Origin of the sequence: Nostoc sp. PCC 7524 (assembly GCF_000316645.1) — a bacterium.
Classification (GTDB): domain Bacteria; phylum Cyanobacteriota; class Cyanobacteriia; order Cyanobacteriales; family Nostocaceae; genus Trichormus.
This window is the reverse complement of the sequence record NC_019684.1, coordinates 1,709,982-1,735,861: the sequence shown is the minus strand read 5'-3', so window position 1 is coordinate 1,735,861 and position 25,880 is coordinate 1,709,982. Positions and strand designations below refer to the sequence as shown.

Here is a 25,880-nt window from a genome sequence, read left to right as displayed (position 1 = left end):
TTTTGGAGATTAACATCATGGCGGACAAAACTGACCAAAGCAGCTATTTGATTAAGTTTATTTCCACCGCACCTGTTGCAGCTACTATCTGGCTGACAATCACAGCAGGTATTTTGATTGAATTTAATCGCTTTTTCCCTGACTTACTTTTCCATCCTCTACCATAATTTGAAACCGGGATTTTAAGACAGTTTCATCTGTTGCTTTTTGCCTAAAATTGTGTGATTAATTTGCTTAATTTTATTAAGTAAATAATCGCCCAAATAGGCAGTAAAATTAGTTTTTTTTAACCTCGTAATGCTGTCACAGCTTACGAGTTTTATATTTTTTCAATTATTAAATTAATTTTTCTAAACTTGCCTAGCAAAAAACATCTTTAGCTACAATTATTATTAATATAAAAATGCCACCATTCTTATTTGAGAGGCAAACATAAAATATGGCGCAAGCAGTAGACGCATCAAAAAATTCTCCTAGCGATCCTAGAAACCGGGAAGTTGTTTTTCCTGCCGGACGCGATCCGCAAATCGGTAATCTGGAAACCCCAGTTAATGCTTATCCCCTAGTTAAATGGTTCATCAATAACTTGCCTGCCTATCGCCCTGGTCTAACTCCCTTTAGACGTGGACTAGAAGTAGGTATGGCTCATGGCTACCTGCTATTTGGTCCCTTTGCTAAATTAGGCCCCCTGCGTAATGCTACTAATGCTAACTTAGCTGGATTGCTGGCATCTATTGGCTTGGTGGTGATTCTTACCGCTTGTCTATCTTTGTATGCTAACAGCAACCCACCCAAAGCACTTGCTAGTGTAACTGTACCCAATACTCCAGACGCTTTTAGCTCCAAAGAAGGCTGGAACAATTTCGCCAGTGCTTTCTTAATTGGTGGTATTGGTGGTGCGGTAGTAGCCTACTTCTTAACCAGCAATTTGGCTATCATCCAAGGTCTAATAGGCTAATTTACTGGTTGGTAATTGGGCATTGGTGATTGTCATTAATTTTTGACTATTACCCATGCCTAATTACTTCTCTATACCTATGTGGTCAGAAATCGCTTCTGAAACACAAAGACACAAAAATTCATTCTTTGGTATGTTTGGGTGTGATGCTGATCAACTTGTTCAAGCAAACACAGCTGCTTCAATGGCGTTGAGAGCAGTTTCAAAATCATCATTGACGATTTGGATATCAAATTCATCAGCCGCTTGCACTTCCTCATGGGCGCGTTGTAGACGACGGGCGATCGCGGCTTCGGAATCTTGTCCCCGTCCCCGAATGCGTTTTTCTAACTCTTCAAAGGAAGGCGGCAAAATAAAAATGCTCAAAGCTTCAGGAAAGGAAGCACGAATTTGCCTTGCTCCTTCTAGTTCAATCTCTAGTAGCACTAACTGGCCAGACTGAATTTGATTCAGCACAGCTTCACGGGGAGTGCCATAGTAGTTACCAGCAAATTCTGCCGACTCTAGGAATTCGCCTTGAGCAACCAATTGTTCAAATTTACTACGGCTAATAAAATAATAATTTTTGCCATCAATTTCCCCTGGGCGGGGGGCGCGAGTCGTTGCGGATACAGAGTAATAAAGTTCCGGATGACGCTGTAAAAGCGATTGCATTAAAGTACCTTTACCGACCCCACTAGGCCCGGTTAAAACAATTAGTTTGCCTGACAAAGCAATTTCTGTGGTAGTAGCACAACTCTGGATGGGTAAAACTTGCATCATCCGTTAAACCTGTGAATTAATCAAAATACATCATGCGTAGATTAGTAATTTAATCTGATACGTGTTGCCAGGGCAATCCTTAACTCACGAATTTGTAGCACGAGTGACAGAAAACCTATCTAATTCACATGGTACTGCTGATGTGGTGCAAATAGAGGTGGGGTTTTACTCCTACCCCTGATCAATTCTCTACCGTATGATGCTCCCTAGAAATCACGAAGCGATTAGCTACTGTTTCTGGTTGAATCGCCGATAAAATTACGTGACTGGAATCGGTGATGATTACAGCCCTAGTCCGGCGACCATAAGTGGCATCAATTAGCTGACCTCTGTCCCTAGCATCGGTAATAATCCGCTTAATCGGGGCAGATTCTGGACTGACAATGGCAACAACTCGGTTGGCCGAGACGATGTTACCAAACCCAATGTTAATTAACTGTATCTCCATAAAAAGACTGACACCCCATGTGGTGTACTAAGCTAGTAATGAATTAATTCCCATGTTATCCCTAAAAAATGGGAGTTACAACGCATTCAATCTAGCTAAATTGAGTTTTTTGATAACAGCCGCTTTTTTCAAGAGTTTCTCCTTTAAATTGCCATAAAATATGCCTCAAGAGACAGGAAAAACTATACCAATCAGAGGTAGTGCTACGTTTAATTACTAATAGTATCTAAAAGTAATTTGCCAATAGCGTCATCTTCCCCAAGATATTAATATTTTGGGGAAGATTATCAATATTATTTCCTTAAGTTATTGTGTCTGATGGCGGTGAGAATTTTTCATCTGCTGCCATTTTTGTCGCAGTTGATGTAGGTTCGGAGTATTACCTCCATAACGCCAACTAACATAAGCTTGGCAAATCTCATTTATTACCTGAGCCTCTGCCGGAGTATGATGTTGTGATGATGCTTGGGCATACTCTAAAGGTGTCTGTGCTGGATGTTTACCTAAACCTTTTTGGTATGTCCATTGCAGCATTTGTTGATACAGACGTTCCATTGGGGGTAGTTTACTCAAGCGGCGACGATTCAACCACTGTCGCCACTGCATCCAACCTAGCCAACTGAAAAAAGCGGTGGTAGTGGACAAAATTAAGCCAGTTAATATACCTACCCAACCTTGAGTAAATAAAGCGAAAAACCAAGCGATCGCTTTCCCCATCCAGCTAAATACTGCTCCAACTACGTTGTTAAGAAAACCTGTCACAGGTGAAGGTAGCCACCCAGCTACCCATTGCCAAAATTGCCGCAACACACTAAAAGTCTGAGTTTCTTCGATGGAAGGTGGAATCAGGGGATGATTGGGGATGGGGTCAAAGGTAAACCAGCCATACTTAGGGAAATAAACTTCCGTCATGGCATAAGCGTCAGTGTTCCTGACTACATACATCCCCGTAAAAGGATTAAATTCCCCTGCACCAAACCCAGCTACTAACCGCGCCGGAATACCAATGGAACGTAGCATGACTGTGAGAACAGTTGAGAAGTGGTCTGGATAGCCGCCTTTATGTTTGAATAAAAACGCTTCTACTAAGTCGTCTTTTTCATCCAGATAAGGTAAATCTAAGGGATTTTCAGGAATTGAATAATTTTGCTTGATGTATTGTGCTAAATACAGAGCTTTTTCATAGGCTGAATCTAAGGTTTTCTCAGATTTCCCGACTCGTTCCCGATTGTAGTTAGCTAAAATTTCTGCGGTACGTTGTCTAACTTTGGGGGCAATTTCTGGGGGTATTTGCAAATAATACTTTTCGATGTTGCGCGGGTAATTTGTAGTAGCTTTGCCTAATAAAGTGCGATCGCGGTATGGTACATCAGAAATTACTGTATAGGTGAGGTCTTCCGATAATCCCACAGGCGATCGCAAGCCATTTTCCTTGTCAACGGCGATCACAGGTGTAGGGAAATAAATTTCCCTAGGATACGACATCGCCGGAATTAGGTTGGGTAAATCTGAAACTACAGTGTAAGTCTGTACTACTTCCCTGGTTTTGACAGAGATAGCGGGTGGAGATAAATGAATCTGATAAGACCAAGGCGATCGCTTGATAGTGGTGACATCATCATTGCGGGAAACTTCCCAACCTTTACCTGTGTAGTGATCAAAAGCCAGCACCCGCCAAAATCCTTCCGCTTGCGATCGCACCCGCATCACCACTTGGGGTTTCATCTCTCCCCGCAGGTTTTGGTTAATCTTGCTATTAAAACCGTAATAAAAACCGCTATCTACCTTGCCTGGTTGACCACTGTCACCTGGTTCTACACTATTACCATTACCTTGATTTTCCGCATTACCTTGGCGGACATAACCGGGATTAATAATAGTGCGACCAGTAAAGCCGCCTTTCACCTCAATGGGAGAACTTACAGGAAAAGTCCGCAGTTGATAACCAGGGAAGCGGGGTAAAAATGCAAATACGACCAACCCCAACCCCACAACTACAGTAAATAGTAAAAAATAAGCAGGTAAGCGTTGAGATAATTTAAATTCTTTGGACTTTGGACTTTTAACTGTTGACTGATTTAGTCCTAGCTGTGAACGGTAATTTACTACTAACGTCGGCAATGCGATCGCTAAAAATAATAATAATATAGGTGCGAATGCTAACGTTTGACTCAACGTTGCCGCCACACCCAATAAAATCAAACCAATAACTATGGAATAGCCCAAGTTTCTGCGCCGAGGCACATCAAAACTATGCAGGATTTGCAGTTGAATTAATAACTCAGCCAAAGCCAAGCGTGTATCATTCAATTCGCCAAACAACCGTCCAAAGAAAGCACCCAAAGCCATCAACATCCCGATAGCAATGCAAAACTTGACGGTGACATTAGCTTGACGACGACGGTAGTAACTCCAAACTGCACCCAATAAACTCAGTGGTATTGCCCACAGACTAAATGTAGTCTCGGAGGCAATATCCATCGCCACAATCCCTGTGATTACCAACGCTAGCACTAATACCCGCAAGGAAATAGAATCTTCTACTTCCGGTAATGGCGATCCCTGGTGATGATGTCGCCAGTTATGACTTACAGGTAGATGCCAAAATCGATTCAACCTGGTTAAATTAAACATTTCTAATTCCAGCGAAGCGATAAAGTAGATGCTGATAGAACTTACACAAAATTTAAGGTTTGAGGTCAGGGGTATAGGCACTCAAAATCCTCACACCCCTAGACCCTCCGATAACGAAGAGTCCCATTGTATAAGCTCTGACTGATAGAGACAAACTTTCGGGAAGTTCCTTAAAGAAAACAGGAACTCCCCGAAAGTAACCTTTGGGAGTCATAGATGTCTTGTAAATTTTCATTCTCTTTGCGGGTGATTGTAGAAGCCCTAATGACCGCTTGTTGAGAAAAATATTAGATGCAAAACCACGATAATTTTCTTATCTATTGGTGTTGATCAATCATGGTGTGCTAGCGATGGTAATCTCAGCTAGATTGTGGGATTAATTACAAACAACAACGGTTCTTGATCAAGCTCTGGACACTCAACTTCTAAAGTGTAAGTTGGGTGTAGTTGCTTGCAGGATATTTCTACACTCAAGCTACCAGGAATCGATGACTGTGCCATTGCTATGGAGTCATTACCACGCAGTGTCAAAATTCCTTGAGTAGGTAAATCACCATAAACACGCAACTGTGTCATTTCACCTTGGGAATGGTGTTCTACTCTCAGAGTTAACGCACCTGCGCTAGTCAACCAGAGTCTTTCTACTACTGGATTGCTGGGTGAAACTGGTAAGGTGAGGTTATCTAACAGTTGTTTCGCTGCCATTAAAGACAGCGCCATTTGTTGATGCGCCCCTAAATCTGAGTAATCACTCTGCATATTGGGCATTGCATCCAGAGTATCCGCAGACCGATAGCTGCTTCTTAGCACCAAACCAGCGAGATTGTTAATTGAGTAGGACTCGTTGGGAAACAAGCCTTCCACCACTTGTACTAATTTTGCCCCTATAGGTAGCGAAGATGTCACCATCTGTTGACATTTTGCTAATAATTCTTGAAAAACTTTCTCTGGTAGGGGGATGGGCAGATTCAGCTTTGATTGCTGTGCCATCCACCCCCAATTAGGGGTAAACACCAGTGATGGTTCGTCAAAAGTATCTGGGTAGTCTACTACTTGTGTTTCCCAAGGAAACAAAGGTGGGTGGTTTTCGATGTGAATTTGTAACCGACGCTTGATAACGGCTTGAAAACGTTCTTGCACAGTAGGAATTTCTCCCAATAGAAAGGTTTGGGGTTGCCTTCCCAACATTGGTTGACCTACTTTTGTAGTGTCAACTTGATTGAGAAGGATTTCTCCCTCGTAGACTTCCTCACAATCTACCAAATCAATCTCATGTTTGTTGACATTACTTGCCAATAAACGGAGTAGGTAGCATTGTAAGGATTCTGAGTCACTATTCATGAGTAGATGCACCTGATCCGGACACTAAGGAATTACGAATTTCCCAAGCTTGTTCCAAAATTTTAAACCACCGTTTTTGTAGTTGTGCCATTGATAACCCTAAAGTTTTGGCGATTTTGTCGTCGGGTTGTCCTTGCTGCTTCAACTCTAGTAAAGCCCTCTGTTTCTCGTCTAATTCGGTATTATAGGCTTGCCATTGCTGAGGAGTTAAGCCTAAATTTGTCTGTAAAGAAGCTTCTAGCCACTCGTGTACTAATTCCCATCGATGTAGCAAAGCAAACCGAATCAAATGATACTTAAAGCGTTGTTGTAAGTAATCTCGCTGACGTGGTGTTAATCCTAAAACATTTTCAATTTCCTGGGCTGACATATCTTGAAGACGGAGTGAAAAGTAATCAGCACAGTCGGATTGTTGGCGTTGCTCCAGATAGCTCATTAATTCCGTAATCACAACGGAGCGGAGTGTATCTTCTTCTGGTTCGGGTTCTGGTTGGGTAGCCATTGCTGAACGCAACTGCTGTACGGCTGGTTCTTCCCAGGAACCATCGCCTTCATTGCTGCTACCTTCGGCGGCTTGTTCGATGTCTACGCTAGTTTCTGGAGGTTGCTGTTGGGAAAAAGTTTGAGCGCGGAGAATAATCAACTGCTGTTGACGACCTGGGAGGGGAATCCGCCGCTTACCGTAACGTTCTGTAAACGCCATATACTCAGCCAGTTCGAGGAGGGTTTGGGGACGATAGGTGGGGCCGAGTTGGTTTTCCCGACGGAAGGCGTTTAAGGCTTCTAAATAAAAACTTTGTAGAAAATCTTCTATGATAGTCAGCCGCCCTTGATAACTTAATTGGCGCTGGGGAGGATTAATGTAACGATAAATAATGGCACTGAGTGTACTGTGTAATTCAACTCTGCCTCGATTAGAACCCAATTGATAGTATCTCAAACACTGTTGCAGTCTATGTTTAGCCAGGGTCATGGCCGAGTTTTCTACGGCACCGGAAGCTTGAATACGTTTACTTTCATTGCAAATCCGATGTACTTCGTTGGTGATGCGTTGCGCTACATCGCGGCAATTCTGATCTGAAGCTTTGGTGAATTGCTGAAACTCTTTGTAGGCAAGTTGGAATATTGCCTCCACAACGATAGTATTGTCTTCCAGGATATTTGCGGTTGGAATAGTTGCTGTTGCGGCTGAATTCATAGTCTCGGTTTTCAAAAGACCCTATACATAAATTAAATAGAACTTGCGACAACTGTAGGTATTGGCTGTGTAGTTTTGCGTATAAGCTAAACGCATACCAAATCCTTTGTTAAGGATGTGGTTGAGTTTATTATTCCCAACTCAAATGGGATTAATCACATTTCGATAAATGTTATTGCCATTACCCAACAGACGTTGACAAGTAATTATGGATTTAGAAGCACAAATTCAATTGCTGATTAACAATGCACCCGACGATGGTGTAACACCAAATCTTGTTGCAGCAATTGCTCCTACGCTGGTGGCGATCGCTCAAAAATTACGCTATTCCCAATACTATATTCTCCAAAATTTGGAGGGCAGCTGGGTTGTAACTACATTGAGTAATCGTGCCAACCGAGGAATTGAAAAGCGTGTTGTTTACGCTTTCCCTACCATACAGGATGTCACCCTAATTTCACCTGCTGGGCTAGACCCTCAACTCGTAGCTAAAATTGTTCCCGCAACCCATATTTTGTTCCAACTGGTGGCATTAGAACCCGTAGATAGTATCGTTTTTTTGGAAACGCCGGGTACGACCACTCACTCGTATGAAATCCAGCGTTCTGATTTCCAAAAACTCATACAAACACAGTTACAACAGCAGCGTTCCAGGAAAAATATACCCCCCGATATTGCTTAAAAAAATTTTGGATGTTGGATTTTTTCAATACACTCCAACATCCAAAAATTTCAGTCTCAAAAATCTCCAAAAATTTCTACTCAAAATCGCAAATTTTAAGATTACCTAATATAAGCGACTTAGTGTATACTCCGCGATGTTGATTAACGCTTGGTGAGATTCTGAAGCTGAGAGTGCAGCTAGATGGTCAATTGCTAGCTTGGTATGATGAGCCGCTAAATCCCGTGCTTTTTGTATACCTTGACTATCTTGAACCAAAGCCAGTGCTTGCTCTATATCTCCCGCCTGAGCAAATTCTCGCTCTATCAACACTTCTAGATAGGGTGTTTCTCCTAGAGCAAACAACACGGGCGCTGTGAGATTACCGCTTTTGAGATCCGACCCTACTGGTTTACCCAAAGTGTCGGCGGTGCTAGTGAAATCCAAAATGTCATCAACAATCTGAAAGGCTATCCCCAGATGACGACCATAGGCATACATATGTTCGGCAATTTCTGAGGAAACTTCACTCAGTATTCCCGCCGCTTTTGCACTGTTGGCAATTAACGAAGCTGTTTTGTAGTAGCTTTTCTGGAGATAGGTCTCTAGTGAAATGCTGGTATCAAAGCGATTTAATCCTTGCTGAATCTCCCCGGTAGCGAGATCCATGATGACTTCTGAAAGTAGTTTCACCACTTCCAAGTTGTCTAGGTTCGCTAAATACCAGGAAGATTGAGCGAAGAGAAAATCTCCAGCTAAAATCGCAATGCGATTACCAAACAAACTGTGAACGGTGGGAACGCCTCGCCGTACTTCTGATTCGTCTACTACATCGTCGTGTACCAAACTAGCAGTGTGAATCATTTCTGTGATTTCTGCTAGCCGACGGTGACGGGGTGTAATATCCTGATCTAACATTGTCGCCCGCGATATCAGCAGCACGATCGCTGGTCTGATACGCTTTCCCCCAGCCCCGAATAAATGTTCGGCGGCTGCAAACAGAATGGGGTGGCGATTTCCAACTAGCTGCTTGAGGTTATCGGCTAGTATTTGCAGGTCTGCTTCCACAGGGGTAAACAGGGAGGTGGCTGGGGTCATGGATGGGCGGACTCTGACTTTAGTTACGAAAGTTTACATATCCTAATGTTTATTCTAAGATAAGCCTGTGCCAGCGCAAAGTTTTGCTCATAAGAATACTGAAAATAGCGGCGAGGAGCTAGGGTACTTCCAAGCTTGAGAATTAATTTGATTTAAGTATTGTTACCATTCTATCTCAATATGTTATAAAAATTACTAAGTGACTTGCCCATAAATTCTTTTTTAATCAAAGAATATTTTTATCAACTCTAATTTTGCACAATAAACAATACCTACTTAGACGTATATATACTTAATCCAAGTAATAGCTGTTAAATATTAGATATTTTTATGTATAAATTAAGCTCTTGTGTGCCTCTGTAAGCAGTTAGAAAATTTGAAATTTAGCCTCAAAGTTAGCTTTGTTGTGTTACGCTATAATCTAGGGATTTTAAATTTTTCAGGTATTCACCCCACAACAGTAGTAGATCACTTTTTCAGTGATATTACTCTCTTGGTGTTGTGAGTCATAAATAGCAGTTCGTCAAAGCGAAATTTAAGAAAGCATTTTCTGAGATTGTGGCTGTGGCGAAAGACTCTTAACTAGGAGCATGGCAATTTTCTTGAGAACATTTGCTATGAAACTTCAACTTGCGTTGAGCGTAAGTATAGCTCCTAGGATCAAGTTGTCAGCAAAAATAAAGCAGACTAGGTAGGCTGCTGAGGAGTGCAGTGTTGGGTTGCTGTTGGGCAATTCAATGCTTGTCGTCGGATGTATGGTCTGCAAACAATTCAATATTAAATTCTTTGCCCGTAGAGACTTATAACTCTATGGAAAAGTTTGGAATAACATACTACAGCCACTGAGTTATTACTTGGTTGGTTAAGTTTCTGCTAATTTTACGCAATTTGATTATGTGTGAAACAAGGTGCTGGTGGAACAATGATGTATGGAAATATGCCTATGATGATTTTTATTTTAGCGGCAGGTTACTTGTTCACTGTCTACTTACTATTGGGTTTAGCCAAGCGCATTGGCAAAAAACCTGCTGATGAGAATGCCTCTAGAGTGCTTTTAGAAAAAGAGTCAGAGGAATTACCTCTAACGCCAAAAGTGACTGAGATAGTTAATAGTCAATAGTCATTAGCCAATAGTCATTAGAAGTCGCGCAGAAATCAATAGCTGTGGATGATACAAGTAACTAATTTGTGCGTAAATCCTGAGAAATAATGAACTATGGGCTGTGGACTTGTGACTATTAACTAAATTCACCCAACGAAATCTTGCTGGAGTTGGGAAATGGGAAGACTAGCAAACTCTACGGACTCAACCATTGGGGTATGACCTAGCCACTGGACTCCAGATTGAGCAAACTGTTGCGGAGAACCGCTTACAACAAAGCGAGTGGGTAGGGGTGGGTGGGTGTTGCTTAAGCCTAGTAGTTCTAACTCTTGGTGACAGGCTGTAACGACATGAACCGCAGGATCAATGATTGTGACTTGGGGAGAAACGAGCGATCGCACCACTGGTGCGAGCAGGGGATAATGAGTACAGCCGTACACTAAAGTATCAATGTCTTGTTTGAGCAGAGGTTCGAGATAAGACCTAGCTACTTCAGTGGTGTAGGGGTCATGAATCCGATTTTGCTCAATGAGTGGGACAAATTCGGGACAGCCGACTTGCCAGACTTCCACATCAGGATTAATTTCTAAAATGGCGTGTTTATAGGCATTACTTTTAGCTGTGGCTGGCGTGGCGATGACACCAATACGCTTACCTTGTTGTACAGCTGCTTTGGCTCCAGGAAGAATGACACCAAGAATAGGAATGTCGTATTCTTCACGCACTATGTCTAGTGCGAGAGCAGAACTGGTGTTGCAAGCCATGATCACCATTTTGACGCGTTGCTGTTGCATCCAGTCCAGGATGTCGCGGACAAACTGTAAAATCTCTGCTTGCGAACGAATACCGTAAGGTAGCCTAGCGGTATCTCCGAAATAAATAATTGATTCGTTAGGTAATTGGCGATAGAGTTGACGCAACACCGTCAGCCCACCCACACCACTATCAAAAACACCAATAGGAGCGCGTTGAGGCTCTTGGTCTGAGAAATTATAAAGATTACCTTCAAAGCCGGAAGATGAATACACAGGCAGATACTGATTGAAATTTGGGGATTTAAAATACAGAATTTAGCAGACAATTTGCAAAATGACCATTAAGTTCTGTATGTACACCAACTCATCATTTGTACTATATGTTTAATTTTAATAAAACTTTTAGCCTCTCTTTAAATATTGCAGAATCCCACGGGCGATCGCCTCTGCCATCCGATTCTGATATTCTGGTGAACCCAATCTAGGATTATCTTCCCGGCCAGACATATAGCCTGCTTCCACTAAAATCGAAGGCATAGAACTCTTTCTGAGGACGTAAAATCTAGCTTTACGTGTACCTCTGTCTTTAATAGTGCCAATATTTTGCAGAATACTTTTACGGACTGATTCCGCTAGAGCATAACCACTTTCGTAATAGTAGACTTCTAAACCATTGACATCAGGGCGATTCTCTACAGAATTCGCATGAACACTGACAAAAACTGTGGCATTAACTCGCTCGGCAATATCTACCCTACCCTGGAGTTCTACAAAAAAGTCAGCATCCCGCGTTAGTACAGTTTGCACGCCATTCTGTTCCAAAATCTCAGCTATCCTGCGACCAATCGGTAGCACTACATCTTTTTCTAATAATCCACCCAAACCAGGCGCACCAGAGTCTTTACCGCCGTGGCCAGGGTCAATAACTACCAAAACTTTACCTCTAGGAACAGGGGTGCGAGGTACAGGCTGAGATATCGTTATGGGATTATCTAGATTTGTACTGGGTAATTGAGTTTGATTAGTTGATGGTAAAGGTGGTAAAGCTACTGGGGGCGTAAATTGCCGTGAACTTTGTAACTCTAGTGTTAGAAGTTGGTTGCTAAGTTGATTGAGTTCTCCGATTTGTACTCCTGCGGCTGGTTGCAACAAAATCACTACTGTATTCGGTGCTTGGGGTTGCAACCGTACCCTGAGAATTGGACTATTGGCAGTGAAAGCTGGGCCTTTGACTCTGGCTGCTAACTTAGCGTTGTTGATAGTGATGCGAAACAATCCGGAGGTTCTATCCCAACCACTTTTGGCTGATACAGGTTGGTCAGAGCGAATCAATAGTTGTGTACCGTTATCAGCTAGTTCTACCGATTGGATGATAGCTGGGGAGTCGGTTGTAGTATTCTGGTTTGGTAATCTGGCTACACTTCTATTCGGCAGAACCACAAAGCCACCTATACTGCTGGTGCTTACCCCCCAATCAGGGCTATTTTGATCCACCTGCATGGTAATGCGTACAGATTGGGGTCGGTTTTGTAGCTGGGTAAATTGAATGCGACTGACACCATAACGATTGACAGGAAAATCCTGCTGTCTGAGATTTGGTGATAAAGATGCACCAGCAACATCGATATTAATCACCTTTTTATCCTCAGTACGACTGACTTGCATCTGGGGATTACCGCCACGAGTGCGGATGAAAAAACCATCTCCTGTAACTTGTAAGTTTTCCAGTTGAGTTACGGAAGCGACGGTGTTGACTTCTGTTTCTTGTGGATTGGGCGTAACAGAGTAAATATTTCTGGAAGATGGTGGAGTAGTTGTTTCTGGTTGCTGGGCGATTTCCGAGGCAGAGGCTGTATTTTCAATTTCTGGGGTTGGTAACTGGACAGACCAACGACTGGCAGTAATACCGACGAATTTTACCTGTTGGGGGTCGAGAGTATAACCAGGAGCCAGTTCGATGACGATACGTGTAGTTTGGGGGTCAAACTGACCCACCCGGACAGCACGAATGGCACCACCTATCTGTTGCGTGGACTGTGGCTGTCCAAATGTTACCCCTGGCAAATCAATAACTAAACGTGTGGGGTTGAAAATTAGTTGTGCTTTGGGTTGGACAGCGCCTGCGGTATTAATTTCCAGACGGTTTTGATTGGCATCAAAGCGCCAGGAATCCAACCTCGTTGCCAATGCAGGCGACGACAGTAACATGACAGTTCCCACAGTAGCGGTTAGTAGCCAGTGTAATCTCACAATTCTTTCTCCTGATTCGCATTCATGAGAGTCATCAATATCTCAACATATTGGCAAATCCTCACACCATCATCATTACAACTTGAGCTTGCTGCCATCAAATGTTGCGCTGGTATAAAAACACATTTATCTAATGGCGTAATATTCTAGCACGCTCTGGGAATTTTGCCATTGTATTGTCTACATAGATTTTCCAGTCTGTTGTTTGGATGTAGACTGATGTATGTGTCAATGCGAATCATTTCCAGGGAACTGCGAAGTGTGGTTTTTTAGGTCAGACAAATTAAGCATTTTTACCAATTAAAATGCTTTTAATTATACTTATCTTCTTAAGTATTGAAGAATACCACGAGCGATCGCATCTGCCATTTGGTTTTGGTAGGCGGGATTTTGCAACTTTACCACATCCTCCCGACCGGTTAAATAACCTGTTTCCACCAGAATCGAAGGCATAGAACTCTTTCTGAGGACATAAAATCTCGCCCGTCGGACTCTTCTATCTCTGACATTCACACTTTGGAGAATACTATTATGAACTGCGCGGGCTAAACCCAAACCACTATCGTAATAATAGGTTTCCAAACCATTAACATCTGATCTTCCTCCGCCGATGGCATTCGCGTGGATACTAACAAACACATCAGCCCTGCCCCGTTCTGCCATCTGGACTCGTCCTGGTAGGCTCACAAAGTAGTCAGAATTTCTGGCCATAATGACTTGCACACCGTTTTGTTGCAAAACTTGAGCAATGCGTTGGCTAATGGGTAAGATGATATCTTTTTCACGCACTCCACCAATGCCAATGGCTCCTGGATCTTTGCCACCGTGTCCAGGATCAATCATGACTATAACCCTACCTCTGGGGGTAGGACGTGAAGGTTGGGTAATGGGTTGGGGATTTCTAGGATCTGGTATTTGTCCTTGGATGGGAGGTAAAGGCGGTGTGGCGATGGCTCGGCGTGAGCCTTGTAATTCCAAAGCCAAAAGCTGGTTCCCAACTTGATTGAGTGCGCCAATTTGCACTCCTGCGGCTGGTTGGACTAACACAATTACAGTATTGGGGTTTTGTGTTTGCAACCGGACGCGTAGGATCGGACTATTAGCTTTAAAAGTCGGGCCTTTAACATTAGGGGCTAACTTAGCGTTTGTGATAGCGATGCGGAAAAGGCCTGTATTTCTATCCCATCCACTGGTAGCAGATACAGCTTGATCAGCACGAATGAGTAATTGGTTATCAGCTAAATCAATAGATTGAATCGTAGCTACGGCGTTACTTGCAGGTGGTCTGCTAGGTACAGTAATATTATCTGAATTATCAGAATCATTATTATTATCATTTCCAGGCAATCTCACCACACGAGTGGGGAGGACTACCAAACCGCCCGCACTACTTTTAGTAACTCGCCAGTCTGGACTATCTTTGTCTACCCGCAAAGTTATGCGAACAGAGGGCGTGCGGGTTTGTAGTTGGGTGAGTTCTACGCGGCTGACACCATGCCGGTTAACAGTAATATTGCGCTGCTTGAGACGTGATGATAAAGTTGCACCAGCGATATCCATAAAAATGGTAGTGCGATCGCGGCTGCGAATGACGTTAGTATTAGGATTCCCGCCACTGGTGCGGACAAAAAAACCATCCCCAGTCACTTGTAAACTTTCTACTTGAGTTGTCCCGGCGGCTGCACTGACAACATTGTTGGAAAACTCTGGTTGAGCCTCAGATTCTAGAGTCACTACATTGTAAACATTTTCCGAGGAAGACTCTGCTTGCTCACGCGTTGGGGTTGGTAACTGGACAGACCAACGACTGGCAGTAATACCGACGAATTTTACCTGTTGGGGGTCGAGAGTATAACCAGGAGCTAGTTCGACGACGATACGTGTAGTTTGGGGGTCAAACTGACCCACCCGGACAGCACGAATGGCACCACCTATCTGTTGTGTGGACTGTGGCCGCCCAAATGTTACCCCTGGCAAATCAATGACTAAACGTGTGGGGTTGAAAATCAGTTGTGCTTTGGGTTGGACAGCGCCTGCGGTATTAATTTCCAGACGGTTTTGATTGGCATCAAAGCGCCAGGAATCCAACCTCGTTGCCAATGCTGGCGACGACAGTAACATGACAGTTCCAACAGTACCAGATAGTAGCCAGTGTAATTTCACAATTCTTTCTCCTGATTCGCATTCATGAGAGTCATCAATATCTCAACATATTGGTAAGTCGTCACACCTTCACCACTTAATTTTGAGTTTTGATATCTTCTCTGACTGGGTTGCTAGTATAAAAAAGCGATTTAATAGCTTAGAATTTCAGTATGCCCGCAATTTTTACCTGACTATCAGGACATACAAGTTTCCCTACACAGCATCAGATGTAACACTGAGTTTGCCAGAGATTCATATTGATTTCATTAATTTTGGCAATTGAATTTTTGTGGTCAAAACTCCAACTAGCATTAACTGATATGGCAAATTGGCAGTTACTATTTTTAAATTGCTGCACAAACATCTAGATTAGGACACAGAAGTGAGAGACAACTGGCAACAAATAACATTCCAAATGATAGTAGCAATGGGACAACAAATAAAATAAACAATTTCAGGGGACGGAGTATAGAGTAAAGAAGTTTCCAGGGGATTGGGGATTGGGGACTGGGGATTGGGATGCTTTCTGTTCCCTATCCCCTATTCACTATTCCTCTAAAATCAGCTGTTCTGAATCTTCAGCCACTTTATCTGATTCTGGAAAAACAAACCTTAACATAGGAGGGGCTAAAAAGGTTGTCAGAATAACCATCATGATAATTGCCGCCCCTAGTGGTTTAGATAGTACGCCACTGGCAGCACCGACACCAGCAAATACCAATCCGACTTCACCCCTGGGAATCATACCCACACCAATCGCTAGGCGGTTGACTTGGGACTGACCAAAGACGCTGAAGCCTGTGATCACTTTACCAACAATAGCCACGACAATCAGGAAAGTTGCCATAACTAAACCTTCTCGATTGGTGGGAATAGCCGGGTTTAATACGCCCAAATCAGTTTTCGCACCCACAGTGACAAAGAAAATAGGTACTAGCATATCGGCAATAGGACAAACTTGCCTTTGTAGTTCTTTGCGCTTATCTGTTTCTTCTAAGACTAGACCTGCGGCAAAAGCGCCGAGAATGGCTTCTAAGTGGATAATGGCAGCAAAGTATGCCATGACAAAGGCGAAGATAAATGCTGGGATGACCAATCCGCCTCTTGTTTTGAGTAGATCAGCGATCGCGACAAAGCTTGTATTGAAAACATTGCCTAGCACAATCGCACCCAGCAGAAAACCACTAGCACTAATAATCAGGTAGATGACATTACCTACATCTACCGCACCATCTTTAGCTAGGCTGGCAACTACTGCTAAGACGATAATTCCTAATACGTCGTCAATGACAGCCGCACCTAGAATGATTTGCCCTTCTTTGGAGTTGAGCCGACCTAATTCTGATAGCACCTTAGAAGTAATCCCAATACTGGTAGCAGTCAAAGCCGCACCAGCAAAAATGGCGGGTACAGCGTCGATGCCAAACAAGGCCATTAAACCGACAGTACCAGCCGTAAAGGGTACTACTACACCCACGATGGCTACAATCGTGGCTTGGATACCAACAGCCATCAAGTCTTTTAAGTTCGACTCTAAGCCAATTTCAAAGAGCAGGATGATCACACCCAATTCTGCTAAAACGGAGACAACCTCTGATTGTGCTGCAAATACTGCTGGTGTGGCTTCAGGACTTAAACCAGCTGTGGTTTGCAGGAAAGTCATGATTAGAGAACTAGAACTGTCTGCACCACCTTCAGGAAACACTAACAGGTGCAAAACAGAAATACCTACCACTACGCCACCTACGAGTTCGCCTAAAACTGGTGGCAAACCTATACGGCTAGAAAACTCTCCACCAACTTTACTGGCTAGGTAAATGACCACCAAACTCAGAAGTACAGCAGCTACTACCATTGAACTGTCTGCGGCTTCGGTTGTACTCGCCAGCAGAGGAAACGAGAGGTTGATTGCACTGAAAAACTGCATTTGTTAAGCGTTGTTACGTGAACATCCTTCTATTTCATTGTTACTTGTTTCTGGAAATTAACTCTGGGATAGATGAAATAAATGTAAGTGACTGACAGAAGTACCTTAATTAGGGGAATACAAAAAAATAAATTATTCAGAATTGACAGTTTAGTAGGGTGCGTCAGTGTGAGAAAACCTAACTACACCAAAAAATTATTTATACTGACGCACCCTACATTTGGAATATTTTTTCTCTGGCAGTCCCTAGTGTCGCTTGTCAATGAAAAGGGTGGGATAAATAAACACATGAATCTGGAGGCTGAAATCTACTTTTTTAGTTTCCAAAAATGTAACCGTTTTAGCTTTTGACTATGGTAATGCCACAGTAGGAACATACACATCGTATCGAGTCATTACATGAGATGGAGACAAATCTCATGACAGATGTTGACTATTAATAATTAATGGAAAACTGCTAGATACGGTTTATTCAAAGTATCTGTAAATGAGGAGTGCAAATTATCTTATGCGTAGAACTGCTTTATTAGGTTCTCAGTGGCGTGCTGGGAAATTATGGCAAACTTTACCACTAGCATTGTTGATATGTGTAACTTTTGTGCAGCCTGGATTGGCACAAGAAAAAGAAAAAGTGTGGCGGACTTTAACTGTTACAGGCCGCGGTGAAGAATCAATTCCCACAACTGTGGCGGAAGTAAGTCTGGGTGTGGAAATTCAAGGGAAAACTGCTCAAGAGGTACAACAAGAAGCCGCCCGTAGGTCTGCGGCTGTGGTGGCTTTACTAAAAAGTCGCAATGTGGAAAAATTACAAACCACTGGTATCCGTCTCAACCCTGTTTACAGTTACACCAACAATGTGCAGCGCATTACTGGATATGCGGCTAGTAACACTGTGAGTTTTCGGATTCCTACAGAAAAAGCTGGGACACTGTTAGATGAAGCGGTGAAAGCAGGTGCAACCCAAATTAATGGTATTCGATTTGTGGCTACAGATGAAGCGATCGCAGCTGCTAGGCAACAAGCTTTAAAAGAAGCTACTCAAGATGCTCAACAGCAAGCCAGTGCTGTTTTTAGCAGCTTGGGACTCCAAGCCAAAGAAGTAGTGAGTATTCAAGTCGGTGGTGCAACTGCACCTCCACCCCCAATGTTATATCGTGCTGAGGCGGCTCAGATAGCTAAAGTTGATGCGTCCACACCTGTAATTGGTGGTGAACAAGAAGTTGAAGCATCGGTGACTTTGCAAATTAGTTATTAATCAATAGTCAATAGTCATTAGTATTGCTTTGGACTAATGACTATTGCCTCTTATTTAAAAATGTTCTGGGGAGTAGTCGCTGCCTCCGTCTCTGTCTTGCTTAGACCCTAGTAGTTCTAGTTGGTCTACTCTAATAATTGGTGTAGAACGGTTAGCTCCAGTTTGGCGATCGCTCCATGTGTCAAACTTTAAGGAACCTTTGATGCCAATTAAGCTACCTTTGCGGACATAATTACCAGCTACTTCTGCTGTCTTGTCCCACAGTTCTAAGGTGAACCAATCAGGTTCATCACTATTACGGGTTCTGCGTTTTACTGCTAGTGTTAATCTACACTTGACGCTACCAGACTCAAAATACTTAATGTCTGGGTCAGTGCCTACCCGACCAACTAGGGTGACTATATTAATACTCATTGGCTTTACCTTTTAGTACGGGCGTACTTATTTGCTATTGACTTTGATCATAGCGAATTGTCGCTCTATTGCAAATGCGTTAAAAAATTAACAACAAAATTAGGTATAAAAATGAGCAAAATTACTTGGTGAAACTGAAAAAATCTACGGATATACTAAATTCGTCCCAGAATATCAAAGACGTAAATGCCTAAGACTGAGTAGGAATTACAGCAAGTGATCAGAAAATAGTGTATTGGGCTGGACTCTGGAGCAAAAAAATAATAGAATCCAGCACGATTCGCTTTAACAGTTGTAGTCTAGAATTATCGCAAATTAGGGGGCGTAGAGACGCGTGGGTCTGTTCAGGAACTTTCGCTCATCATGGGATATGGGTATCGACCTCGGTACTGCCAATACCCTCGTTTATGTATCTGGTAAAGGTATTGTACTCCAAGAACCTTCTGTAGTCGCGATCGATCAAAATGAAAAGGTAGCCTTAGCAGTAGGTGAAGAAGCTAAAAAAATGCTTGGTCGTACACCTGGTAATGTGATTGCTTTGCGGCCTTTACGCGATGGTGTCATTGCTGACTTTGATACGGCTGAGTTGATGTTGAAAAGCTTTATTCAACGAGTCAATGAAGGACGGTCTTTAATATTACCTCGGATTGTCATTGGTATACCCAGTGGTGTGACTGGTGTAGAAAGGCGAGCAGTGATGGATGCGGCAGCCCAAGCCGGGGCTAGAGAAGTATATTTAATTGATGAACCAGTAGCAGCCGCAATTGGTGCCGGATTACCAGTGGCCGAACCAACTGGCAACATGATTATTGATATCGGTGGTGGGACTACAGAAGTGGCCGTTCTGAGTCTGCAAGGGACTGTGATCAGCGAATCAGTACGCATCGCCGGTGATGAATTAACTGAGTCCATCATCATGTATCTTAAAAAGGTGCATAACTTGGTAATTGGGGAACGGACAGCTGAGGACATCAAAATTCGTATTGGTTCTGCCTACCCCACCCATGATGATGATGATGCGATCATGGAAGTCCGAGGTTTACACCTGTTGTCTGGTTTACCTAGAACTGTCACCATCAAAGGCCCGGAAATCCGCGAAAGTATGTTAGAACCGCTATCTGTGATTATCGAAGCAGTGAAGCGGACACTGGAACGGACTCCACCGGAACTAGCAGCAGACATTATTGATAGAGGTATCATGTTAGCTGGTGGTGGGGCTTTGCTCAAAGGGATTGACACCCTCATTAGCCATGAAACCGGAATTGTCACCCACATTGCCGCCGATCCTCTCAGCTGCGTTGTGTTAGGAACAGGTAGAGTGCTAGAAAACTTCAAACAACTAGAACGCGTGTTTAGTGGACGCTCTCGCAATATGTAACTCAAAAATATTTAGATATTGGGTTCTATTTGGGGTTAATTTGGGTTCTATATAAATAGAATCCAGTATCTTTGGAATTTATAGAAACAGGTATGGTAACAGTACGTCGTTGGTGGGATCGCAAAAGGTTACAGGTTGGTCTACTGGCTCTAGTTTTGGGTGGTGCTTGGATGCTACGCCAGACTCAGGGAGAGTTTTTAATGGAAGCGTATCAGATGATTACCCGTCCTTTGCAGATGTTGCAGACAGGGATAACTCCAGAAGAACGTCAAGAAGAACTGCTTCGAGATGCTCGATTCATGGAGTTACAAACCCGGATCACCGAGTTGGAAACTCAGAACAAAAAACTGCAAGATTTATTAGGTTATGTTGAGAAAGAACCGTTGGCATTAAGACCAATTCCTGCCAGAGTTGTAGGGAGAAGTGCTGATCATTGGTGGCAACAGGTAACTCTCAACCGTGGCTCAAAGGCGGGTATTCAATCAGGCTATATCGTGAAGACTGAGGGCGGATTAGTTGGTCTGGTAGAAAGTGTGACTGCCAACACTAGCCGTGTATTGTTAATTAGTGACTTGAAAAGTCAAGTGGGTGTAACCATTAGCCGCACTTCTACCAAGGGGGTACTACGGGGAGATTCTTCTGCGGAAGCTGTGTTGGAGTTTTATGAAAAAGTTCCAAATGTGAAGGTGGGAGACTTAGTTTCTACATCTACGTATAGTCAGAGGTTTCCGGCAGGCGTACCAGTAGGGCGCATCAAATCTCTAGATTTGAAAAAACTGCCAGCTTCCATAGCTAGGGTTGAACTATTTCCACCAATCAGAACACTCGATTGGGTAACTGTATATCCCAAACCGCAAAACCCAGATTTGGAAAACCAGCAGTCAGCAACCCCAACAACGCCAAAGTCTAATTAGAAAAGTCTTTCAAAATGGTGAAGATACCTTCATTGAGTGGTAAGCCAAAACCACCACAGCGCCGAGGCAAATTCCAAACAAGAAGATTGGCGGATTGGCATCCGGGTTTGTTGCATCTGCTAGATTTGGCAGTGACATTTGGATCTGTGGTTTTGTGTTTGCTATTGTTACCAACGCGATTTCCCGGTATGGAATTATTGGGGATTGGGCCTAATTGGCTGTTAATTTGGGTGGTAGCTTGGAGTATTAATCGTTCAGTTTGGGCAGGAACTTTCGCAGGCATTGTTTTAGGTTTACTTCAGGATGCCATGACATCACCTGAACCTTCCCACGCCATCACTTTGGGATTAGTGGGATTGATCACCGGGATGATGCAAAAACAACGATTTATCCAAGAAGATTTTATTTCTATTGCCTTAATTGTCTTTGTGATGGTAATTGTGGCGGAGACTGTGTTTGGGTTGCTATTAACTTTAGCAGGCGATCGCTCCACAGAATACATCTGGTCATACTATCAGCGTGTCACCTTAGCTTCTGCTATTCTTAGTAGTCTTTGGGCCCCTGTGTTGTATTATCCCCTCAATAGTTGGTGGCAAAAAATGAAAATGGTTAATAGTCAATAGGCAATAGGCACTCTTGCAATAGGCAATAGTTTTTCTCCCTCTGCTTCCCCTGCTTCCCCTACTCCCCAATCCCTATTTTCCAACAATGAACCCTGGAATATTAATGTGTAAGTATCGCTATATGAGCAGTTAGCGTGCAGAATATTTACAGTATTGCCCAAAATTATGGATAACTTTCCAGTGGTTGCTCAAGCAGGTGCATACCAACCTCATAATAATCAGCAAGATGAATTTTTAGCGCGATCGCCCCTTGGTTCTGATTCACCAACGCCGCAACAGGTAGGTAGCGACTTTGATCGCGCTATGATGCAACGGTGTTTGGAACTTGCCCGCCGGGCTTTGGGACGCACTTCACCGAATCCGTTGGTGGGGGCAGTGGTTGTTAAAGATGGGAAAATTGTGGGGGAAGGGTTTCATCCCCGTGCAGGTGAACCTCATGCAGAGGTTTTTGCCCTCAGAGCCGCCGGAGACTTGGCTCGTGGCGCTACTGTATATGTCAATCTTGAGCCTTGTAATCACTACGGACGTACCCCCCCTTGTTCGGAGGGTTTAATTGCGGCTGGTGTGGCTAAGGTGGTGGTGGGGATGGTTGATCCCAATCCTTTGGTTGCTGGCGGTGGTATTGCTCGGTTGCGTGCGGCTGGGGTAGAGGTGTTGGTGGGGGTAGAAACGCCAGCCTGTCAACAGCTAAATGAGGCGTTTGTTCACCGCATTCTTCACAAACGACCTTTGGGGATTTTAAAATATGCCATGACTTTAGATGGTAAAATTGCCACTACTTCTGGTCATAGTGCTTGGGTGACAAATCAGGCTGCCAGGAGTGAAGTTCACCAACTGCGAGCGGCTTGTGATGCTGTGGTTGTAGGTGGTAATACAGTCCGTCAAGATAATCCCTATTTAACTAGCCATCAGGAGGGGGCGCATAATCCCTTACGAGTGGTGATGAGCCGACGGCTGAATTTGCCGACAGATGCCCGCCTGTGGCAAACTTCTGATGCTCCCACTTTGGTATTGACGGAAGTAGGTGCTAATTTAGATTTGCAAAAATTTTTGCTGCATCAAGGGGTAGAGGTGGTAGAGTTACCAGCGTTGACACCGCAAGCAGCAATGGATTGTTTGTATGAGCGAGGTTTTTGTAGTGTGCTGTGGGAATGTGGTGGTACACTAGCCGCTAGTGCGATCGCTCAAGGCGCAATACAAAAAATCTTAGCCTTTATTGCCCCAAAAATAATTGGTGGTAATCATGCACCCACACCTGTAGGTGACTTAGGTTTGACTACGATGACTGAGGCATTGCTTTTAGAACGTGTCCGTTGGCGCGTCGTTGGTTCTGATTGTTTGGTAGAAGGTTATTTACCTCAAAAGCATTAATAGACAGTAGTTCATAGCCAATAGTCATTACTATTGACTATGGACTATTTAATAGGCGATTTGTGACTATGAACACTGTCTATCATAAGCAATATCACGTATCAAAGAGAGCCGAGATTGAATGTAGTCAACCAAAAAATCAGTTTCGTGGGCATCTAACAACACTTGCATGGTCATTTGGTTTGCTAGCCATTGCACCAAGCTAGCATCATCCATCTGCAAGAGGGTTTTGGTTTGGGAGTTCTCAACTATAGCCCAAAGCTGACGCAGAATTTTAGGAGTCATCAGACCTCGATTTAATCATTAGCCTAGCTGTTTTCACATTACACAATTACAACAGCAGATCACGTCATTAACCTACAAGCTGAGACAAGTATTATTAAAAACTTAATATAGGGTTTTAAAACTTGATTAAGTTTAAGAATCAGGCTACTACATTACATAGTTTACATAAATTAACAAAAATTCAGATTTTTGGTTTAGGCGTGAACTTAATAGCATAAAAAATAATAAATGTGTGTGATATTAGCCAAGATTGTTTATGGAATATTGCCCTAATATAATTATTAAACTATAAGATTTATTTTGTATATATAAATATTAGCACTATATAGCAAATTAATTGTTATTAAAAGTGTTTAGCAAATAAATATTAGGGTAAGTTATGAACAATTATACACCCTGATAAATAATGATTTTAAGAGGGTGTTTGAAAAGTGTTCGGCTGTGACTTTAAGTACATTCAGATCCCCCCTAACCCGCCTTAAAAAGCTATCCATTATAAACATCTTTCTTAACATTTCGAGAGTATGAACTCACGTCTCTAGAACCCTGATTCGTTCGTTTTTCATTCTCAATAAAAACACTGTTTTAGCGAGAAGAATAAATGATAATTTGTCAAGTATGCTTAAAGTTTCAGTCCTTAAGATGCTTATAGAGCAAGGGTTTTAAGATTGTAAAGAAAGATGTGGGTAACGCATAGCTTAAAAAGGGGGGAATAAGAATCAAAGTCCCCCTTTTTAAGGGGGATTTAGGGGGATCTAAAAATATTTGCTACATCACTAGGGACTTTTCAAACATCCTATTACTAACCTCGACTTTATACAGTGTTTTGCAAGTAAATGGGGTACACCGCTCTCCAACCCTGCCCTTATGATTTCAGTGAATTGGTATTAGTAAGGTGAGGGTTCGTCAGATGCCAAACATCTGTTGACAATCACGAAAAACTCAACTCTGACGCACCCTACGAATATGCCAGTTGCGTCAGCCCTGACTACATCAATCTTCGTATTCTACCCAGCTATTAGGTGTTTCTGAAACATGAACTTTTAGCTGCACATCTGGCGGTACTCGCTTTTTCGTTTCATCGTAGATATATTTAGCAATCATCTCTGCGGTTGTTTCATATTCAGCAGGCATGACTTCGTTGAGAACACCATGATCAAGTCCTCCTTTTGTAGAGTCTTGTTTTGCCCAGCGTAAAGTTCTAAAATCAGCTACCATTACCGGGTGTGGACAATATTGTGAAGCGTGTAATTGTGTAGATGTAACTTCTATGCGGACTTGATAATTATGCCCGTGCATCCGGCCACAGGGGCCATTATAATCTCTGATGTAGTGGGCAGCATTAAAGGTAAATTCTGTTACAACTTTCCATTTAGGCATTTTAATACAACCTCGTAGTTGATTATTAAATTAATTTCATATCTCTCTATATTATGAGAGTGAACAATAATGTATTTACACTTATTGCTTAATACTTGATTAAATCCTCTAGATGATGAGTGTGTTTGTAAAGATTACACAATATTCAGCAAGGTAAATACATATCAACTAAATATTAAGTAGGGTGTGTTACGGCTATGTGATCATTTAGGCGTATGAGCAATGATATCTAGCCGTAACGCACCGTATGATAGTGGTACGTTACGTGTTGCTTCAACGCACCCTACTGGCGTGACTGACCAACATCTAAGTTAAAATAAAAACTTTTGTCAACTACTCTACGACTTCCATCATACCTAATTATAGGAATGGTAACTCGGTGTTGTCCTGCTGCTATTTGCCATGATTTGGGAAAGTTGCTGATATTGTGACAACCTGTATGAGTGGGGAAGGTGCTAGGAGTTGATAACATATTTTCATAAGTCTCGATACTATCTTTAAATAAATATGCTTTCGCTTCTAATTTGTTGAGTTTTACTTTAGTTGGTATGCAATAATTTACATTTAAAATTTTCATGGTATCTCCAGATTTCAAAGGGAGACGTTCACTATATTGAACTTGTTGCGGTTCATCGCTGTTAATCTGCACAATTAGATGAGCAACGCATACTTTATTGGCAATAGTTATATGGCATTTTGAATTAGAGGCATCTCATGGGATACTCTGGGGATGCGCTGGGGATGCGCTGGGGATGCGCTGGGGATGCGATCGCAGATACAGCAAATTTATTTAGCTCTAACAAGTATTATTCACTATCACTTTAAATTCAAGTGCGTTTTCCCTGGTCAGTTACCTAAGTAGCAACATGGGTTACACTTTTTACGTAAGCTTATTGCGGCTTTAGCATAATTATCATGAAATAATTGCATTAACAGCAGCGTGAACTACCCAAAATGCGACGTTTGCCATAATAATTTTAT

23 protein-coding genes are annotated in these 25,880 nt (G+C 42.7%); 9 read left to right on the top strand and 14 right to left on the bottom strand.

Annotated elements, in window-relative coordinates; translation table 11 throughout:
- Positions 1-17 precede the first annotated feature (17 nt).
- Together psaJ and NOS7524_RS06730 are read left to right on the top strand one after the other, a co-directional pair.
- Entirely contained in the window at positions 18-167 is a 150-nt protein-coding gene (gene psaJ, locus NOS7524_RS06735; RefSeq protein WP_015137730.1) for a photosystem I reaction center subunit IX, read from the top strand.
- A gap of 272 nt (positions 168-439) precedes the next feature.
- Complete coding sequence (locus NOS7524_RS06730) at positions 440-958, top strand: photosystem I reaction center protein subunit XI (RefSeq protein ID WP_015137729.1); 519 nt, start codon at positions 440-442, stop codon at positions 956-958.
- A gap of 162 nt (positions 959-1,120) precedes the next feature.
- Here the strand turns inward: NOS7524_RS06730 and gmk are convergent, their stop codons facing one another.
- The 5 genes from gmk to hetZ all read right to left on the bottom strand — a co-directional run bounded on the left by gmk (position 1,121) and on the right by hetZ (position 7,341).
- A complete protein-coding gene (gene gmk / locus NOS7524_RS06725; RefSeq protein ID WP_015137728.1) occupies positions 1,121-1,720 on the bottom strand; it encodes a guanylate kinase in 600 nt (199 codons plus the stop codon).
- Between the two features lie 181 nt (positions 1,721-1,901).
- Positions 1,902-2,168 carry an extracellular matrix/biofilm regulator RemA gene (gene remA, locus NOS7524_RS06720; protein ID WP_015137727.1) on the bottom strand — a complete coding sequence of 89 codons (267 nt, stop codon included), beginning with the start codon at positions 2,166-2,168 and terminating at the stop codon, positions 1,902-1,904.
- A gap of 306 nt (positions 2,169-2,474) precedes the next feature.
- Positions 2,475-4,802 carry a transglutaminase TgpA family protein gene (locus NOS7524_RS06715; protein ID WP_015137726.1) on the bottom strand — a complete coding sequence of 776 codons (2,328 nt, stop codon included), beginning with the start codon at positions 4,800-4,802 and terminating at the stop codon, positions 2,475-2,477.
- 363 nt (positions 4,803-5,165) lie between these two features.
- The gene (locus NOS7524_RS06710) at positions 5,166-6,143 is read right to left on the bottom strand and encodes a hypothetical protein (RefSeq protein WP_015137724.1); all 978 of its coding nucleotides are present in this window, start codon (positions 6,141-6,143) and stop codon (positions 5,166-5,168) included.
- Positions 6,136-7,341 (bottom strand): heterocyst differentiation protein HetZ, encoded by a 1,206-nt coding sequence (hetZ, locus tag NOS7524_RS06705; protein ID WP_015137723.1) that lies wholly within the window; start codon positions 7,339-7,341, stop codon positions 6,136-6,138. The genes NOS7524_RS06710 and hetZ overlap by 8 nt, the downstream gene beginning before the upstream one ends.
- Positions 7,342-7,549: 208 nt before the next feature.
- On the opposite strand from hetZ, the gene NOS7524_RS06700 reads away from it, so the two are divergent.
- The gene (locus tag NOS7524_RS06700; RefSeq protein ID WP_015137722.1) at positions 7,550-8,023 is read left to right on the top strand and encodes a hypothetical protein; all 474 of its coding nucleotides are present in this window, start codon (positions 7,550-7,552) and stop codon (positions 8,021-8,023) included.
- 105 nt (positions 8,024-8,128) lie between these two features.
- Here the strand turns inward: NOS7524_RS06700 and sds are convergent, their stop codons facing one another.
- A complete protein-coding gene (gene sds / locus NOS7524_RS06695) occupies positions 8,129-9,100 on the bottom strand; it encodes a solanesyl diphosphate synthase (protein ID WP_015137721.1) in 972 nt (323 codons plus the stop codon).
- Between the two features lie 922 nt (positions 9,101-10,022).
- Here sds and NOS7524_RS06690 point away from each other — a divergent pair.
- Entirely contained in the window at positions 10,023-10,220 is a 198-nt protein-coding gene (locus NOS7524_RS06690) for a hypothetical protein (RefSeq protein ID WP_041555601.1), read from the top strand.
- 128 nt (positions 10,221-10,348) lie between these two features.
- Here the strand turns inward: NOS7524_RS06690 and murI are convergent, their stop codons facing one another.
- The 4 genes from murI to NOS7524_RS06670 all read right to left on the bottom strand — a co-directional run bounded on the left by murI (position 10,349) and on the right by NOS7524_RS06670 (position 17,279).
- Positions 10,349-11,230 carry a glutamate racemase gene (gene murI / locus NOS7524_RS06685; protein WP_015137719.1) on the bottom strand — a complete coding sequence of 294 codons (882 nt, stop codon included), beginning with the start codon at positions 11,228-11,230 and terminating at the stop codon, positions 10,349-10,351.
- Positions 11,231-11,359: 129 nt separating this feature from the next.
- Positions 11,360-13,207, bottom strand: a complete 1,848-nt coding sequence (locus NOS7524_RS06680; protein WP_015137718.1) for an N-acetylmuramoyl-L-alanine amidase — start codon at positions 13,205-13,207, stop codon at positions 11,360-11,362.
- 321 nt (positions 13,208-13,528) lie between these two features.
- The gene (locus NOS7524_RS06675) at positions 13,529-15,370 is read right to left on the bottom strand and encodes an N-acetylmuramoyl-L-alanine amidase (protein ID WP_015137717.1); all 1,842 of its coding nucleotides are present in this window, start codon (positions 15,368-15,370) and stop codon (positions 13,529-13,531) included.
- Positions 15,371-15,899: 529 nt separating this feature from the next.
- Complete coding sequence (locus NOS7524_RS06670; RefSeq protein WP_015137716.1) at positions 15,900-17,279, bottom strand: cation:proton antiporter; 1,380 nt, start codon at positions 17,277-17,279, stop codon at positions 15,900-15,902.
- A 508-nt stretch (positions 17,280-17,787) separates the two neighbouring features.
- Between NOS7524_RS06670 and NOS7524_RS06665 the strand changes: the two genes are divergently transcribed.
- A complete protein-coding gene (locus NOS7524_RS06665) occupies positions 17,788-18,534 on the top strand; it encodes an SIMPL domain-containing protein (RefSeq protein ID WP_015137715.1) in 747 nt (248 codons plus the stop codon).
- 54 nt (positions 18,535-18,588) lie between these two features.
- Here the strand turns inward: NOS7524_RS06665 and NOS7524_RS06660 are convergent, their stop codons facing one another.
- On the bottom strand, positions 18,589-18,948 hold the full coding sequence (locus tag NOS7524_RS06660; protein ID WP_015137714.1) for a single-stranded DNA-binding protein: 360 nt from the start codon (positions 18,946-18,948) through the stop codon (positions 18,589-18,591).
- Between the two features lie 370 nt (positions 18,949-19,318).
- On the opposite strand from NOS7524_RS06660, the gene NOS7524_RS06655 reads away from it, so the two are divergent.
- The 4 genes from NOS7524_RS06655 (at position 19,319) to ribD (ending at position 23,234) form a co-directional block, all read left to right on the top strand.
- Positions 19,319-20,326, top strand: coding sequence for a rod shape-determining protein (locus NOS7524_RS06655; protein ID WP_015137713.1), 1,008 nt, complete (start codon positions 19,319-19,321; stop codon positions 20,324-20,326).
- A gap of 92 nt (positions 20,327-20,418) precedes the next feature.
- Complete coding sequence (gene mreC / locus NOS7524_RS06650) at positions 20,419-21,240, top strand: rod shape-determining protein MreC (RefSeq protein ID WP_015137712.1); 822 nt, start codon at positions 20,419-20,421, stop codon at positions 21,238-21,240.
- A gap of 17 nt (positions 21,241-21,257) precedes the next feature.
- Positions 21,258-21,863: a rod shape-determining protein MreD gene (gene mreD / locus NOS7524_RS06645; RefSeq protein ID WP_041555600.1), complete on the top strand. Its 606-nt coding sequence runs from the start codon at positions 21,258-21,260 to the stop codon at positions 21,861-21,863.
- Between the two features lie 165 nt (positions 21,864-22,028).
- Positions 22,029-23,234, top strand: a complete 1,206-nt coding sequence (ribD, locus tag NOS7524_RS06640; protein WP_015137710.1) for a bifunctional diaminohydroxyphosphoribosylaminopyrimidine deaminase/5-amino-6-(5-phosphoribosylamino)uracil reductase RibD — start codon at positions 22,029-22,031, stop codon at positions 23,232-23,234.
- A 66-nt stretch (positions 23,235-23,300) separates the two neighbouring features.
- Here the strand turns inward: ribD and NOS7524_RS06635 are convergent, their stop codons facing one another.
- The 3 genes from NOS7524_RS06635 to NOS7524_RS06625 form a co-directional block, all read right to left on the bottom strand.
- Positions 23,301-23,519, bottom strand: a complete 219-nt coding sequence (locus tag NOS7524_RS06635; protein WP_015137709.1) for a hypothetical protein — start codon at positions 23,517-23,519, stop codon at positions 23,301-23,303.
- A gap of 993 nt (positions 23,520-24,512) precedes the next feature.
- Positions 24,513-24,899 carry a 6-pyruvoyl trahydropterin synthase family protein gene (locus NOS7524_RS06630; protein WP_015137708.1) on the bottom strand — a complete coding sequence of 129 codons (387 nt, stop codon included), beginning with the start codon at positions 24,897-24,899 and terminating at the stop codon, positions 24,513-24,515.
- A gap of 283 nt (positions 24,900-25,182) precedes the next feature.
- A complete protein-coding gene (locus NOS7524_RS06625) occupies positions 25,183-25,548 on the bottom strand; it encodes a hypothetical protein (protein WP_015137707.1) in 366 nt (121 codons plus the stop codon).
- Positions 25,549-25,880 lie beyond the last annotated feature (332 nt).